This window comes from Rhodococcus sp. FG69 (assembly GCF_057808915.1).
Genome location: NZ_JBMDIX010000019.1, coordinates 34,775 through 50,227, shown reverse-complemented (window position 1 = coordinate 50,227; position 15,453 = coordinate 34,775). Strand labels below are relative to the sequence as shown.

Genomic DNA, 15,453 nt, shown 5'->3' with positions numbered 1-15,453 from the left:
GGGTCATGCGTTCACATGAGCGAAACACCCGAGTGTCATGGATGAAACTTCTTGAAACCACTCTTTGTCCGTAACCGCGCACCAACCGGTGTGCAGGAGAAGGAGGGTGTACGTGAGTCCCGAGGATTTGTTGGCCAATTCCGGCAACGCCGCATGGATGCTGATCGCAGCATCTTTGGTACTGCTGATGACGCCGGGTCTGGCGTTCTTCTACGGCGGTATGTCGCAACAGAAGTCCGTCTTGAACATGATGATGATGTCGTTCGGATCGATGTGCGTCGTAGTGATCATCTACGTCCTGTGGGGATGGTCGATGTCGTACGGCACCGAGGACATCGGCGGACTATTCGCCAATCCCTTCGAGTTCTTCGGACTCAAGGACTCGATCACCGATGCGGACGGCAACTTCATCGCCGGACCGTGGGGCTACGCCAACATCATCGACGTCGCCTTCCAGGTGACGTTCGCGATCATCACCGTCGCACTGATCTCCGGCTCGATCGCGGGCCGCGTCAAGTACGGGACCTGGCTCGCATTCGCAGGCATCTGGGTCACGCTCGCGTACTTCCCGCTGGCACACATGGTCTGGGGTGGCGGACTGCTCTCGGGCTCCGAGGACGGCCTCGCAGCGAAGATCTTCGGCACCACCGACGACGGTGACGGTGGTCTCGTCGCCTCCGTTGCTCCGATCGACTTCGCCGGTGGCACCGTCGTTCACATCAACGCTGGTATCGCGGGCCTCGTTCTCGCCATCATCATCGGCAAGCGCATCGGCTTCGGCAAGATCGCCTTCCGCCCGCACAACCTGCCGTTCGTGATGCTCGGTGCCGCACTGCTGTGGTTCGGGTGGTTCGGCTTCAACGCTGGTTCGGCTTTCGCGGCGGACGGCGTCGCCGGTCTCGCCTGGGTCAACACCACTGCGGCCACCGCTGCCGCGATCGCCGGCTGGCTCATCACAGAACGTATCCGTGACGGACATGCCACCAGCCTCGGTGCCGCGTCGGGCATCGTTGCAGGCCTCGTCGCAATCACTCCCGCTGCCGGAGCCCTCACGCCGGTCGGCGCAATGATCCTGGGCGTCATCGCCGGTGTTCTCTCCGCACTCGCAGTCGGTCTGAAGTTCAAGTTCGGCTACGACGACTCGCTCGACGTCGTCGGCGTTCACCTGGTCGCAGGACTCTGGGGAACCATCGCCATCGGCTTGCTCGGGTCCGAGACCGGCCTGTTCTACGGTGGTGACTACAAGCAGCTCGTCGTGCAGATAGTCATCGCAGCGTTCGCTCTGATCTTCACCGGAATTGTCACCGCGGTCATTGCCTTCGCGCTCAAGCCCCTCGGTTGGCGCGTCTCGGAAGAGGAAGAGGCCAACGGAATCGACGAGGCCGAACACGCCGAGACTGCGTACGACTTCGCCTGACAGGGTAGAGATAGGAGCGAGAAGTCGCTCAGCATGCAACCGTGCACTGAAATGAGCTTGTGAAGGGAAGCAGAAAATGAAGCTGATCACGGCAATCGTCAAACCGTTCACGTTGGAGGACGTCAAGACGGGCCTCGAACAAGCCGGCGTGCTTGGCATGACGGTCAGTGAAGTACAGGGGTACGGACGGCAGAAAGGCCACACCGAGGTCTACCGCGGTGCGGAGTATTCCGTCGATTTCGTGCCGAAGGTGCGTGTCGAGGTCGTCGTCGACGACGCGGCCGTCGAGAAGGTCGTCGAGGTCATCGTCGAGGCTGCACGCACCGGCAAGATCGGTGACGGCAAGGTTTGGGTCTCCCCGGTCGAATCGGTCATCCGAGTTCGCACCGGAGAACGCGGCGCTGATGCACTCTGACCCACACGGGTCGCGGACGGGCGGCCCCGATTCTTCAGCGAAAGCTGCAGGATCGGGGCCTTCGGTCTCGAAGGGCTCCGCACCGAAGGGCACCAACGACGCCGCAGCAGATTTGGCGCGTGCAAGAAAACAATTGCTCGACGGTGGGAATCGCAATCGCCGTCTCGACGCGCCCTCGCTTCGCCAAGCTTTGGTCGATCTACACGAATTCTGGTTGACCACCAAGGGAGCCGAACTCGGAATCAAGCCCGACTCGGGCTTCGCGATCGTGGCGGTCGGGGGCCTGGCGCGCCGCGAACTGCTTCCGTACTCCGATCTCGATCTGATTCTTCTGCACGACGACATGAGCCCGGAGATCGTGGCCGATGTCGCCGACAAACTGTGGTACCCGCTGTGGGACGCCCATATCAAACTCGATCACAGCGTGCGTACCGTTCCGCAGGCGCTGCAGGTAGCGGCAACCGACATGACTGCGGCGTTGGGGATGCTCGAAGCGCGCCACATCGCCGGGGACGTCGAGTTGAGCAATCTGCTCATCGGTGGCGTGCGTCGGGAGTGGCGTACCGGCATCAGAACCAGGTTCGACGACCTCATCACTCAGACACGGTCGCGCTGGGCTCGTAGTGGGGAGATCGCCCACCGCGCGGAACCGGACCTCAAGAGCGGACGAGGTGGTCTTCGCGACGTACAACTTCTCGACGCATTGTCGATCGCCCAGCTGACCGATGGAATGCCCGGACTCGGGCCCGAGTCTCCAGGTGGAGGCCTTGCCTTTGCGCACGGTCGGCTGCTCGACGTACGTACCGAGTTGCATCGCGTCGCAGGTCGCGCACGCGACCAGCTGCGCGCGCAGGATGCGGACGAGATCGGGGCCGCGCTGCGAATCGGAGATCGATTCGACCTGGCGCGGGTGCTCAGCGATTCGGCACGAACCATCAGCTACTCCGTCGACGTGGGACTGCGCACCGCAGGCAACTCGCTGCCGCGGCGTGGTCTGTCGCGGCTCAGACGTGTTCCCGTTCGTCGCCCCCTGGACGAGGGCGTCGTCGAGCACGCAGGCGAGGTCGTACTCGCTCGCGACGCACGCCCCAACAAGGACCCCGGTCTGATCATGAGAGTCGCTGCCGCGTCGGCTCAGACCGGCATGCCGATGTCGGCGTCGACTCTGAACCGACTGTCGGACAGTGCACCCGAGCTGCGCGAACCATGGCCGAAGGAAGCACTGAACGACTTGCTCGTCCTGCTCGGGTCGGGACGGCGCGCCATCGCAGCTATCGAAGCGCTCGATCGAACCGGTCTGTGGGGCCGTCTGATCCCCGAGTGGGGCGCGGTGCGCGATCTACCGCCTCGCGACGCCGTCCACACGTGGACGGTGGATCGACATCTCGTCGAGACGGCGGCCTACGCATCTGCGTTGACCACTCGCGTCGCGCGGCCGGATCTCCTTGTGCTCGGAGCTCTCATTCACGACATCGGGAAGGGTCGAGGGGGCGACCACAGTGTTGTCGGCGCCGAGCTGGCAACACAGATCGGTAACCGGTTGGGTCTGTGGCCCTCCGATGTCGCGCTGCTCAGCGCGATGGTTCGGCATCACCTGCTGTTGCCGGACACCGCGACGAGGCGAGACCTGGACGATCCGGTGACCGTGGAGACCGTCGTCGCTACGCTCGGTGCCGATTCGGTGCTACTCGAACTCCTCCACGCGCTGGCCGAAGCCGATTCCTTGGCCACCGGGCCCGGAGTGTGGGGCGATTGGAAGGCGTCGCTGATTCGCGAGTTGGTCAGACGGTGCCGCATGGTGATGGCGGGGGAGACACTGCCGACGCCCGATCCGCTCGATCCGGCGCACGTGGCTCTCGCCGAGAAGGGCGGCGTCCACGTCGACCTTCAACCGACGGATGGTTCCCACACGTACGTGGTGACCGTGGTCGCGCCGGATACCCGTGGGCTGCTGTCCGATGCGGCAGGCGTCCTCGCGTTGCATTCGCTGCGAGTGTTGTCCGCGTCCCTCGGCAGTCACGATGGTTCGGCGGTCAACTCCTTCGCTGTCGCGCCACTGTTCGGAGCCCCTCCGCAGGCCGGTCTGCTGCGACAGGAAATCATCCGCGCTCAGGCGGGAGAACTCGATCTCGTGGCGATGCTCGACGCCAAGGAGCAGGACGCATTGCCGGCACCGCTGGACGACGAGACCGATTCCTCGGTTCCCGTCGTGTACGCGCAAGCTCCGCCTCGGGTGCTGTGGTTCGACGGAACGGATCCTGGGCAGGTCGTGCTCGAACTGCGCGCAGAAGACCGTCTCGGGCTCCTGTGCCGTCTGGCAACGGCGTTGGAGTCACTCGGTGCCGACGTTCGATGGGCTCGTGTCGCAACACTCGGCACCTCGGTGGTGGATGCGTTCTGCCTCGATCTGCGCGGTTCGGACAGTCGAACGACCCGCGAGGAAATCGAGCGGGCGATCCTTGCGGTCGTACCAGCCCCCGAACCTCCGAAACCGCCGGAGAAGCCCGAAGGAACGTAGCGAGGTCGTCGTTCACCGTGCCGGGCCGGTCACGTATGTGAGTTTTCATAAAGATTCGGTTACGGTGTCTTCGGGCGAGATCATTTTGTTATGTTGCTCGCCACCGAGACATACATGAACGAGAGCGCAACGGTTCTGGAACGCCTGTACGCAGGCCGTCACAGAAGCCTCGCCGACGACTGATGAGGTACTAACTGTGGGAGCCCACCGCCGGTCGAACATCGAAGTTCCGGCCGCACCGGCTACGAACGCTCCGGATACGAACGCTCCGCGCGGACGTCACCGGGCCAAGGAGTCCTCCAGAGACTCGGGGATGAAGACCGCCACGATCGTGGCGGCCACCGGAGCGATCGTTGCAGGCGCAGCGCAGATGGGTACCGGCACCGCCGCGGCGGCGCCGGTACCACCGCCGGCGGCACCCGCCGCAGGATTGCCGTTCGAGCTTCCCCAGAACTTGCTCCCTGCCGGATTCGAACTGCCGGCAGGCATCACACTCCCCGAAAACTTCGAGCTGCCTCCGGGCGTCGAGATTCCCAACACTCCCGAACTGGCCGCTTTCGGACTTCCCGACGTCGGCGCCGCAGCCCAGGATCTCCTGCAAGGGCTGAAGCCTCTCGGGGCCAAGGCCGTCCAGCCGGTATCAGGTGTTCTCACTTCCAGTTTCGGTCAGCGCTGGGGTACCCACCACGGTGGCACCGACATCGCTGCGCCGATCGGTACCCCGGTCCTTGCCGCGGCCGATGGCCAGGTCACGGCCGCAGGGCCTGCGTCCGGCTTCGGTCTGTGGGTGAAGGTCCTGCACACCGACGGCACCGAGACGGTCTACGGACACATCGATTCTTTCTCGGTGGCGCCGGGGCAGCACGTCACAGCGGGCCAGCAGATCGCAACGGTCGGCAACCGCGGCCAGTCGACCGGCCCGCACCTGCACTTCGAGGTGCACGATGTCTCGGGTGTGAAGGTCGACCCAACCGAGTGGCTGGCGACGCGGGGCGCGGCCGTCACGTGGAGCGACGCAGCGCGCAACGCCTGAGGAGGGCCTCGCTGTCCACGCGCGGACCCGTCGGGCGCTAGTCTGGAGCCGAAGTTCCGCTTTACCAACAGGCTCGACTCTCTATCGGCTCAGGAGTGCAATCGGTGTTCGAATCCCTTTCCGACAGGTTGACCGGAACCCTCAAGGACCTGCGGGGCAAGGGCCGTCTCTCCGGTGCCGACATAGATGCCACGGCCCGCGAGATCAGACTCGCGTTGCTCGAGGCGGACGTGGCGCTGCCGGTCGTCCGCGAGTTCATCACGCGCATCAAGACCAGGGCGAAGGGTGCCGAGGTCTCCGGGGCCCTCAATCCCGCTCAGCAAGTCGTCAAGATCGTCAACGAAGAACTCGTGGGGATTCTCGGTGGCGAGACCAGGCGGCTGACGTTCGCCAAGACGCCTCCCACCGTGATCATGCTTGCGGGATTGCAGGGATCGGGTAAGACCACCCTGGCGGGAAAGCTCGCCAAGTGGCTGCGCGATCAAGGTCATACGCCACTGCTCGTTGCCTGCGACCTACAGCGCCCAGGGGCGGTCAGTCAGTTGCAGATCGTCGGAGAGCGTGCGGGCGCAACAGTGTTCGCGCCACATCCGGGCACATCCATCGGCGGGGGCGAGAACGCGCTCGGTGTCTCGGCTGCGGATCCGGTCGAGGTCGCGCGCGCCGGTGTCGCAGAAGCACGCAGCAAGCAGTTCGACATCGTCATCGTCGACACGGCCGGTCGCCTCGGTATCGACACCGAGCTGATGAATCAGGCCGCGGGTATCCGCGACGCGGTGGAACCCGATGAAACCCTGTTCGTACTCGACGCGATGGTCGGCCAGGATGCTGTCAGTACAGCGCAGGCCTTCCGTGACGGCGTCGGCTTCACCGGCGTCGTACTGACCAAGCTCGACGGTGACGCGCGTGGTGGCGCCGCATTGAGCGTCCGTGAAGTCACCGGTGCGCCGATCATGTTCGCGTCGACCGGTGAGAAGCTGGAAGACTTCGATGTCTTCCACCCTGACCGTATGGCCAGCCGCATCCTCGGAATGGGTGACGTACTCAGCCTCATCGAGCAGGCCGAGCAGCACTTCGACGCCGAGCAGGCCGAGGCCACCGCCAACAAGATCGGCTCCGGCCAACTCACCCTCGACGACTTCCTCGAGCAGATGATGGCCGTTCGAAAGATGGGGCCGATCGGCAATCTGTTGGGCATGCTGCCCGGTGCAGGACAGATGAAGGAACTGGCCAACGTCGACGAGAAGCAGCTCGACCGGGTTCAGGCCATCATCCGCGGTATGACGCCGCAGGAGCGTACCGATCCCAAGATCATCAATGCGTCCCGGCGCTTGCGCATCGCCAACGGATCCGGTGTGAAGGTCTCCGACGTCAACCAACTCGTCGACCGCTTCTTCGAGGCTCGCAAGATGATGTCTGCGATGGCCGGCCGTATGGGAATGCCCGGCGCACGCAAGCAGATTCGCAGCAAGAAGGGCAAGAAGGGCAAGAAGGGCGGTCGTGGCCCGACGCAGCCCAAGATCCGCGGAGGCTTCCCGGGTATGCCCGGTGGCATGCCAGCAGGGATGCCGGACCTGTCCGGAATGCCGAAAGGTCTCGATCAAATGCCGCCCGGGCTCGAAGGCATCGACCTGTCTCAGTTGAAGTTGCCGAAGAAGTAGGCCAAGTGGCGGACTCCTACCTGATCCGGGGCCGAGTCCTGCCCTCGGGCAGCCCCGTCGAACTGTGGATACGGGATGGCGTCATCTCGCTCGAACCCGTGCCCGGTGCCGAGGTCGTGGCCGAGGACGGTTGGATCCTCCCGGGACTGGTGGACGCGCATTGCCACGTCGGCATCAAATACGGTGGCGGTCACGAGGATCTCTCCGGTGCCATCGCGCAAGCAGAGATCGAACGCGACGTCGGGGCGCTACTGCTGCGTGACGCCGGATCGCCCGTCGACACCCGCGAACTCGACGATCACCCGGATCTTCCGCGGATCATCAGAGCCGGCCGGCACATCGCCTCGCCCAAGCGGTACATCCCTGGACTCGCCATCGACATCGAGGACGAGTCGCAACTGCCGGATGCTGTTGCACAGCAGGCCCGTATGGGTGACGGCTGGGTCAAGCTCGTCGGTGACTGGATCGATCGCAGCGTGGGCGACCTGCGACCGCTCTGGGACGACAAAATCCTGCGGACCGCGATCGATGCGGCCCATGCCGAGGGGGCGCGGGTCACCGCCCATGTGTTCGGCGAGGACGCGCTGCCCGGTTTGATCGAAGCAGGTATCGACTGCATCGAGCACGGCACGGGACTGACCGACGAGACCATCACGATGATGGTCTCGCACGGTACTGCGCTGGTTCCGACGCTCATCAACATCGAGACATTCCCCGACATTGCGGCGTCGGCGACGAAGTATCCGGTGTACGCCCGGCACATGCGGGAGTTGCACGGCAGGGTTGCCGAGACCATCGGGCGGGCGCACGATGCAGGGGTGCCCATCTTTGCGGGGACCGATGCAGGTGGATCGATCCGTCACGGGCGCATCGCCGACGAGGTCGACGCACTCACCCGGATCGGGATGAACGCGACGGAGGCGCTCGGTGCAGCGAGCTGGAGCGCACGATCCTGGCTGGGGTGGCCAGGCATCGAGCACGGCGCCCCGGCAGACCTTCTGGTCTACTCCGTCGATCCCCGCACCGGCCCCGACGTTCTGTCCACGCCCGATGTGATCGTGCTGCGCGGTGTGCCGCGACGGTCGCGATGACGCCGTCGGACTCGCCCGACCACGAACACCCGCCGAGTTGGGCCGGAATGGCGCCCATGAACCCGGTGCATCACCCGACGTCGGGTCTGTCCGACGGGTACTGGCGCGCAGAGGTCGCCGCGTCCCGGCGTCGTCCAGGGCAGCGGTGGGGGATCCCTGCGGCTGGGGCCGTGCTGCTGCTCAACCTCGCAGGATTCCTCGTGTTGCCACTCGTTGTGGACACCGATATCACCGGCGTCTACGTGCTGGCGATCATGATGCCGAGCCTGGTCGCGATGCTTGTGTCCATGCTGTTCAGCTTCTATCGAGGCAACGGCCCCGTCGTGGATTTCGGCCTACCGACGTCGTCGACGGAATTCGGCAGTCAACTCAAATCGGGGTTCGCCTGGGGCGCGGTCGCACTCGGCGGCGGGATCGTTCTCGCGCTCGTCGTGCTCGCGCAGACGGATCTCGATGACCAAGCGCCGCTCGCTGGTCTATTCGGCATCCCACTGCCGTGGAAGATCGTTCTCGCACTCTGGATCTGGCTCGGCGCTCCGTTCTGCGAGGAGATCATGTTTCGCGGCATGGTGTGGGGCGCGCTCGAACGTCGAGCGACATCACTCCGGCTGACACGGTTCGCATGGTTGGGCAACAAATGGGTCGTGCTGGTCGTGACCGCAGTCCTGTTCGCACTCTGGCACCGCGAAGGGTGGCGGTTCGTGGTGCTCGTATGGGGCGGGCTGGCCATCGGGATCGCCCGGATGAGATCAGGATCGGTTGCGTCGTCCACCGTTGCGCATTCGGTCAACAACACCTTGCCGGCGCTCGCTGTCCTGCTGGTGTCGTGACATCCGATTAACTGTCGGTATCGATCGTCTGGCACAATGGGACGCTGTTCGCCCGTCCACCGGTTACGTACCGAACGGCGGTCACAACACCCATCAACGCAAAACCGGGTGCGCAGTCCACGCGCACCGCAGAATTGCGACGTGACCAACTCGAAAGGCTTCATTTTTCATGGCTGTCAAGATCAAGCTCATGCGAATCGGTAAGATCCGCACACCGCACTACCGCATCGTCATCGCCGACTCTCGCACCCGCCGTAACGGCCGTGCGATCGAGACCATCGGCAAGTACGAGCCCAAGCAGGACCCGAGCATCATCGACATCGACTCCGAGCGCGCTCAGTACTGGCTGAACGTCGGCGCGCAGCCGACCGAGCCGGTCGAGGCACTGCTCAAGATCACCGGTGACTGGCAGAAGTACAAGGGTCTGCCGGGTTCGGAAGGCACCTTGCGTGTCGCCGAGGCCAAGCCCTCGAAGCTCGATCTTTTCAACGCTGCGCTGGCTCAGGCCGACGCCGAACCGCTCGGTGACGCCACCACGGCGAAGAAGAAGAAGGCTCCCAAGGCCGACGACGCTGCAAAGGCCGATGACGCTGCAAAGGCCGACGACGCCGCTGCTACCGAGACGGCAGAGACGCCGGCCGCCGAGGCTGCTGAGAAGTGAGTGCCGTTGTCGCCGACGCCGTCGAACATCTCGTTCGCGGTATCGTCGCCAATCCTGACGACGTTCGCGTCGAACTGATCACCGGACGCCGTGGGCGCACCGTCGAGGTGCATGTGCATCCCGACGATCTCGGCAAGGTGATCGGCCGCGGAGGCCGCACGGCAACCGCGTTGCGCACGCTCGTATCCGGAATCGGCGGACGCGGAATTCGCGTCGACGTCGTCGACACCGATCAGTAGAGAAGTACATGGAGCTCGTTGTCGGCCGTGTGGCGAAGTCACACGGCGTCAAAGGTGAAGTCGTCGTCGATGTTCGCACCGACGACCCCGAACAGCGTTTTGCTGTCGGAGCTGTCCTTCGTGGACGGAAACCTCGGACGCAGACCGACACCGTCGCATACACGGTAGAAGCCGCCCGGGATCACTCCGGGCGGCTTCTGCTGCGTCTGAAAGGAATCGACGACCGTGCCGAGGCAGATGCGTTGCGCGGCACTCTGTTCGTCGTCGAATCGGATGATCTGCCTCCGTCGGAGGATCCGGACGAGTTCTACGATCATGAATTGGAAGGCTTGACGGTTCGGCTGCTGGATGGCACCGACGTCGGCGTAGTTCGCGAGGTTCTGCATTCTGCAGCGGGGGAGTTGCTGTCGATTCGGCCCACCGATGGGTCCCGCGCGGAAATACTCGTACCGTTCGTCGCAGCCATCGTCACTTCGGTATCACTGGCCGACGGTGTCGTTGTCATCGATCCGCCCGAAGGTCTGCTGGACCCGGAGTAGACAAACGTGAAACTCGATGTAGTCACGATCTTTCCCGAATATCTCGCCCCACTGCGCACTGCCCTGCTGGGCAAGGCGATCGACAAGGGCCTTGTGTCGCTCGGCATCCACGATCTACGTTCCTGGACCCAGGACGTGCACAAGGCCGTCGACGATTCCCCGTACGGCGGTGGGCCTGGCATGGTGATGAAGCCGACGGTATGGGGCGACGCGCTCGACGATGTCCTCACCGCCGAGTCGCTGCTGGTGGTACCCACCCCGGCGGGCGTGCCGTTCACCCAGCGCGTTGCTGAAAGATGGTCGCGCGAGGAGCATTTGGTGTTCGCCTGCGGTCGGTACGAAGGAATCGACCAGCGTGTGTTCGACGACGCAGCAACTCGTGTTCGGGTCGAGGAAGTCAGCATCGGAGACTACGTTCTGATCGGCGGCGAGGCCGCCGTACTTGTCATGAGCGAGGCCGTCGTCCGGCTACTGCCAGGGGTTCTCGGCAATCAACAGTCTCATCGAGAGGACTCGTTCTCCGACGGTCTGTTGGAAGGTCCGAGTTACACCCGTCCGGCGACGTGGCGTGGCCTCGCCGTCCCCGACGTTCTGCTGTCGGGGGATCACGCTCGTATCGCAGCATGGCGCGCGCGGCAGTCGTTGGAACGTACCGAGCAACGACGGCCGGATCTGTTGCAGGACTAGTCGATCAGACCATCGGGGAACAGCATGTTCACGAAACCCGTCAGGGTGTCCCGTGCGTGCCGAGCGCTACTGTCGTCGGTCACGTCGACCACCGCTGTGTCCGGGTAGTTGTCCATGTCGTCCTCGTAGTGAATCTCCTCGCGCGAGATCAACGCGACGATGTACCGGTTGTCGACGCCGATCGTTCCGGTGGACAGATGTATCCAGCGATCGGCGATACAGCACATCCAGCCCTGTTTGACGGCTCGGACGGGTTCGGCGGGAAGTCCGTCGACGATTCCGAAATGCTGCTGGTATCCGTCCGTTGCAACAGGGCTCGACTCGCGCAGAAATCCGATCATGGTTGCCGTCGACGCAGGCGACAGACCGCCGACGCCGTCGAGCAGTCTCGAGTAATACGCAACGAGTTCTGCCGCCGAGGTCGTGGTGTTCCACCAGAGACCGTCCCACGGGGGCGCCGTAGCAGTGAGGCCGTAGCGCTCGGTAACGCGGTTGATGATGTCGATGCCACCGTACTTGTACCAAAGAGTGTTCGCGGCGTTGTCGTCCGAGGATCTCAGCATCGACGCGATCGATTCCAAGTCGTCCGCGGACACCGGCACCCCGGCTATCTCCGCGCCGCGCAGCACATCGTCGGCGATGAAGAGTTTCGACACCGATGCGGTCTCGACCTGTTCGGTGTCTCCGCTCGCGAAGTAGTCGCCGGTCCGGCGGTCGAGAAGGGCGAAGTCTACTTGCGCACCGCGACCGACGGCCGATCCAACAGCCTCTGGGATGCGCGCGCCGAGGTCGAGATCGGCGACGGTGTCCGTGTCGGGAAACGGTGACTCGGTGGTGCTGGCAGTCATGCTGCTCGGGGAATCGTCGGGAACGCTACATCCGGAGAACAGAATTGCTACCGCAGCGACGAGGGCCGCACACGAAACTGCCAGGACTTGCATCGGCCTGGACATTTCGAGGTCTCCCACTCTGGTCCGTCGAACTTCGTGTCACAGCCTAGCTGTAGGGTCGTGCGCCGTGACGAGTGCTCTGAAAACTGTGAACAAGCGCATAGCCGAGGAACTCGATGTTCGCGAGGGCCAGGTGGCTGCTGCCGTGGATCTGCTCGACAGCGGTTCGACGGTCCCCTTCATCGCGCGGTACCGCAAGGAAGTGACCGGAATGCTCGATGACGCTCAGTTGCGTCACCTCGAGGAACGGTTGCGCTACCTCCGTGAACTCGACGAGCGGCGCGATGCCGTGATCGAATCCATCCGTGCCCAGGGCAAACTCGACGATGCACTCGAGCAGTCGCTCATGCTCGCCGAGACCAAGGCGCGAGTCGAGGACATCTACCTCCCCTTCAAGCCCAAGCGGCGGACCAAAGCGCAGATCGCTCGTGAAGCAGGACACCAGCCTGTCGCGGACGCCCTGATCTCGGATCCGAACACCGATCCCGCCGGCTACGACGCCGAACAGCTCGACGGTGCGCGCGCCATCCTCGTCGAACGCTTCGCCGAAGATCCAGACCTCGTCGGGGAGCTGCGTGAGTTGATGTGGACGCGGGGAAAGCTGACCTCGACGGTCCGTAAAGGCAAAGAGGACGAGGGCGCAAAATTCGCCGACTACTTCGAATTCTCGGAACCGTTCACATCCCTGCCGTCGCACCGCATCCTCGCGGCGTTGCGCGGCGAAAAGGAAGAAGTGCTCTCCTTGGGCCTCGAACCCGACCAGGACGAGCCGGTTCCTGGAGTTCCGACGATCTACGAGGGTCGAATCGCCGCCAAATTCGACATCGCGGACCGCGGCCGTCCGGCCGATCGTTGGTTGTTGGACACAGTTCGGTGGGCGTGGCGGACCAAACTTCTGGTCACGATGGCGATCGACGTTCGCATGAGGCTCCGTCAGTCCGCCGAAAAGGATGCCGTCGACGTATTCGCCTCGAACCTCAAGGACCTGCTTCTCGCAGCGCCCGCCGGGAATCGGGCGACGATGGGCCTGGACCCCGGATTCCGCACCGGAACCAAGGTCGCCATCGTGGATTCGACAGGCAAGGTGGTCGACTACGACACGATCTATCCACACAAGCCGCAGGGTAAATGGGATCAGGCGCTGGCAACACTGGCAGCGCTGGCGGCGAAGCATTCGGTGCAACTCATCGCCATCGGCAACGGCACGGCCTCGCGCGAGACCGATTCACTGGCTGCGGAACTCATCGCGAAGTACCCGGCGGCCGGCTTGACGAAGATCGTAGTGTCCGAAGCAGGAGCCTCGGTGTACTCGGCGTCGGCGTACGCGTCGAGCGAGCTGCCCGAGCTCGACGTTTCGATCCGCGGCGCAGTGTCCATCGCACGACGTCTCCAAGATCCGCTGGCCGAACTGGTGAAGATCGATCCGAAGTCCATCGGGGTCGGCCAGTACCAGCACGACATCTCGGAGTCTTTGCTCGCTCGGTCCCTCGGTGCGGTGGTGGAAGACGCTGTGAACGCTGTCGGCGTCGACGTCAACACCGCGTCCGTCCCGCTGCTGTCGAGGGTCTCCGGCATCGCAGGCTCGCTGGCGGAGAGCATCGTCGCGCATCGCGACGAGCACGGGCCGTTCTCCAGCCGGACCAAGCTCAAGGACGTGGCACGACTCGGCCCGAAGGCGTTCGAGCAGTGTGCGGGATTCCTTCGTATCTCCGGCGGCGAGGATCCGCTCGATCGATCGAGCGTGCACCCCGAGGCGTATCCGGTCGTTCGGCGCATCGTCGACTCCGCCGGCGTCGGCGTACGCGAGGTGATCGGCAACAGCTCTTTGCTGCGGTCGCTGAAGCCAGAGCAGTTCGCCGACGACCGATTCGGCGTTCCGACCGTCACCGACATCATCTCGGAGCTCGAGAAGCCGGGTCGAGATCCGCGACCGGAATTCAAGACCGCCACGTTTGCGGCCGGAATCGAGAAGGTGGCCGACCTGCGTCCGGGTATGACGCTCGAGGGCGTCGTCACCAACGTCGCTGCCTTCGGGGCATTCGTCGATGTCGGTGTGCACCAAGACGGGCTCGTTCACGTGTCGGCCATGTCGCACAACTTCGTGAAGGATCCCCGCGAGGTGGTCAAGTCCGGTGATGTCGTCAAGGTGAAGGTGATGGAGGTCGATATCCCGCGTCAGCGCATCGGGCTGAGCTTGCGTCTCGACGACGAACCGGGTGCTACCGCGAAGGACAAGCCCCGCACCGGTGGCGAGAATCGTCGTCAGCAGAGCGGGCCGCGTGGCGAAAACCGATCCGGCCGCGACAATCGAAGCAAGCAGGCAAGCGCGCCCGCGGGCGGTTCGATGGCCGACGCGCTACGGAAGGCAGGGTTCGGCAAGTAGGCTCGGAGCTCTTCGGGGTTCGACTGGAATCGGCGGGGTCGGAAAGGTTTGGATGCCGGCGTGAGATGGCTGGATCACGAGATCATCGCGCACGGACGGTTGCCTCTGCTGTGCTTCCTACTGGGGTTCCTCGGAGGCTTCCTGCTGATACGTCTGAGCGTCAGAATGATTCGGGCCCAAGTGAAGTGGTGGCCGGGCAACATCACGCCGGGTGGGCAGCACATCCATCACGTGGTGTTCGGAATCGTGTTGATGCTCGTCTCCGGTATTTCGCTCATCGCGGTGTTCGAAGACGGGACCCAGGAGACCGGTGCAGTGCTCGCTGCGCTCTTCGGAGTCGGCTCGGCACTCGTGCTGGACGAATTTGCGCTGATCTTCTACCTGAAGGACGTCTACTGGTCGGAGCAGGGGAGGGCATCGGTCGATGCGGTGTTCGTCGCCGTCGCAGGGACCGGACTACTCCTGCTCGGCTTCCACCCGCTGGAGCTACTGAACGTCACCGACATCAGGCGTGACCCGGATCCGCTGATGAGGTTCGCGCTAGTGGCACTGGCGTTCGGGCACCTGGGGTTGTGTGCGGTCGTGCTGCTCAAAGGAAAGATCTGGAGCGGTTTGATCGGGTTGTTCTTCGCTCCGATTCTCGTTGTCGGTGCTGTGCGACTGAGCCGGCCCGGTGCGCCGTGGGCGCGGTGGAGGTACACGCTACGACCGAAGAAGATGGAGCGTGCGCTCCGGCGTGAGCGAACCATCAGACGGCCTGCGATTCGAATCAAGATCTACATTCAGGATCTCGTTGCGGGCAAGCCGAACCTCGACCATGTGCTGACTGCCACCGAGGACGAGCTCGACAGGACTGTCCACGCGGCGCCTGCTCCTGTCGACCCGTCGCCGACCACCGACGCGATTTCGCGACCTGCCGGGTGATCTGGCATGATGGACGGGTTGCCTGTACCAGGCGCAGACCTAATCGGAGTACGAACCAGCCGAGTGCCACGAAGTCGTGGTGCCGCTCGGTTCCTCTACTCGTGC

General features: G+C 64.0%; 14 protein-coding genes. 13 read left to right on the top strand and 1 reads right to left on the bottom strand.

From position 1 onward, the window contains the following. Positions 1-157: 157 nt before the first annotated feature. From ACODSO_RS16255 to trmD, 11 genes are all read left to right on the top strand, one after another. Positions 158-1,417 (top strand): ammonium transporter, encoded by a 1,260-nt coding sequence (locus ACODSO_RS16255; RefSeq protein ID WP_197480787.1) that lies wholly within the window; start codon positions 158-160, stop codon positions 1,415-1,417. Positions 1,418-1,493: 76 nt separating this feature from the next. After that, a complete protein-coding gene (locus ACODSO_RS16250) occupies positions 1,494-1,832 on the top strand; it encodes a P-II family nitrogen regulator (protein WP_068375411.1) in 339 nt (112 codons plus the stop codon). Beyond that, complete coding sequence (locus ACODSO_RS16245; RefSeq protein ID WP_489037801.1) at positions 1,822-4,350, top strand: [protein-PII] uridylyltransferase; 2,529 nt, start codon at positions 1,822-1,824, stop codon at positions 4,348-4,350. The genes ACODSO_RS16250 and ACODSO_RS16245 overlap by 11 nt, the downstream gene beginning before the upstream one ends. A 196-nt stretch (positions 4,351-4,546) precedes the next feature. Beyond that, a complete protein-coding gene (locus ACODSO_RS16240; RefSeq protein ID WP_489037799.1) occupies positions 4,547-5,383 on the top strand; it encodes a M23 family metallopeptidase in 837 nt (278 codons plus the stop codon). 104 nt (positions 5,384-5,487) lie between these two features. Next, positions 5,488-7,044, top strand: a complete 1,557-nt coding sequence (gene ffh / locus ACODSO_RS16235; RefSeq protein ID WP_489037797.1) for a signal recognition particle protein — start codon at positions 5,488-5,490, stop codon at positions 7,042-7,044. 5 nt (positions 7,045-7,049) lie between these two features. Beyond that, entirely contained in the window at positions 7,050-8,135 is a 1,086-nt protein-coding gene (locus tag ACODSO_RS16230) for an amidohydrolase family protein (protein ID WP_489037795.1), read from the top strand. Continuing rightward, the gene (locus ACODSO_RS16225; RefSeq protein WP_489037793.1) at positions 8,132-8,965 is read left to right on the top strand and encodes a CPBP family intramembrane glutamic endopeptidase; all 834 of its coding nucleotides are present in this window, start codon (positions 8,132-8,134) and stop codon (positions 8,963-8,965) included. The genes ACODSO_RS16230 and ACODSO_RS16225 overlap by 4 nt, the downstream gene beginning before the upstream one ends. A gap of 169 nt (positions 8,966-9,134) precedes the next feature. Beyond that, the gene (rpsP, locus tag ACODSO_RS16220) at positions 9,135-9,626 is read left to right on the top strand and encodes a 30S ribosomal protein S16 (RefSeq protein WP_068375428.1); all 492 of its coding nucleotides are present in this window, start codon (positions 9,135-9,137) and stop codon (positions 9,624-9,626) included. After that, positions 9,623-9,865, top strand: a complete 243-nt coding sequence (locus ACODSO_RS16215) for an RNA-binding protein (protein WP_003939023.1) — start codon at positions 9,623-9,625, stop codon at positions 9,863-9,865. The genes rpsP and ACODSO_RS16215 overlap by 4 nt, the downstream gene beginning before the upstream one ends. Positions 9,866-9,873: 8 nt before the next feature. Then, positions 9,874-10,404, top strand: coding sequence for a ribosome maturation factor RimM (gene rimM, locus ACODSO_RS16210; protein ID WP_489037787.1), 531 nt, complete (start codon positions 9,874-9,876; stop codon positions 10,402-10,404). 6 nt (positions 10,405-10,410) lie between these two features. Further along, the gene (gene trmD / locus ACODSO_RS16205; RefSeq protein ID WP_489037786.1) at positions 10,411-11,091 is read left to right on the top strand and encodes a tRNA (guanosine(37)-N1)-methyltransferase TrmD; all 681 of its coding nucleotides are present in this window, start codon (positions 10,411-10,413) and stop codon (positions 11,089-11,091) included. Here trmD and ACODSO_RS16200 read toward each other — a convergent pair. Then, positions 11,088-11,939 (bottom strand): serine hydrolase, encoded by an 852-nt coding sequence (locus tag ACODSO_RS16200; RefSeq protein WP_489037785.1) that lies wholly within the window; start codon positions 11,937-11,939, stop codon positions 11,088-11,090. The two genes, trmD and ACODSO_RS16200, sit on opposite strands and share 4 nt — an antisense overlap. 169 nt (positions 11,940-12,108) lie before the next feature. Between ACODSO_RS16200 and ACODSO_RS16195 the strand changes: the two genes are divergently transcribed. Both ACODSO_RS16195 and ACODSO_RS16190 read left to right on the top strand, forming a co-directional pair. Continuing rightward, positions 12,109-14,424, top strand: coding sequence for a Tex family protein (locus ACODSO_RS16195; RefSeq protein ID WP_489037784.1), 2,316 nt, complete (start codon positions 12,109-12,111; stop codon positions 14,422-14,424). Between the two features lie 69 nt (positions 14,425-14,493). Next, entirely contained in the window at positions 14,494-15,348 is an 855-nt protein-coding gene (locus ACODSO_RS16190) for a hypothetical protein (RefSeq protein WP_489037880.1), read from the top strand. The last annotated feature ends 105 nt before the right edge of the window (positions 15,349-15,453 follow it).

What these genes read in the sequence shown, in the direction of transcription:
- ACODSO_RS16255 (WP_197480787.1), top strand. Translation starts at nt 158, where the DNA reads ATGCTGATCGCAGCATCTTTGGTACTGCTGATGACGCCGGGTCTGGCG.
- ACODSO_RS16250 (WP_068375411.1), top strand. Translation starts at nt 1,494, where the DNA reads ATGAAGCTGATCACGGCAATCGTCAAACCGTTCACGTTGGAGGACGTC.
- ACODSO_RS16245 (WP_489037801.1), top strand. Translation starts at nt 1,822, where the DNA reads ATGCACTCTGACCCACACGGGTCGCGGACGGGCGGCCCCGATTCTTCA.
- ACODSO_RS16225 (WP_489037793.1), top strand. Translation starts at nt 8,132, where the DNA reads ATGACGCCGTCGGACTCGCCCGACCACGAACACCCGCCGAGTTGGGCC.
- rpsP (WP_068375428.1), top strand. Translation starts at nt 9,135, where the DNA reads ATGGCTGTCAAGATCAAGCTCATGCGAATCGGTAAGATCCGCACACCG.
- rimM (WP_489037787.1), top strand. Translation starts at nt 9,874, where the DNA reads ATGGAGCTCGTTGTCGGCCGTGTGGCGAAGTCACACGGCGTCAAAGGT.
- ACODSO_RS16200 (WP_489037785.1), bottom strand. Translation starts at nt 11,939, where the DNA reads ATGACTGCCAGCACCACCGAGTCACCGTTTCCCGACACGGACACCGTC.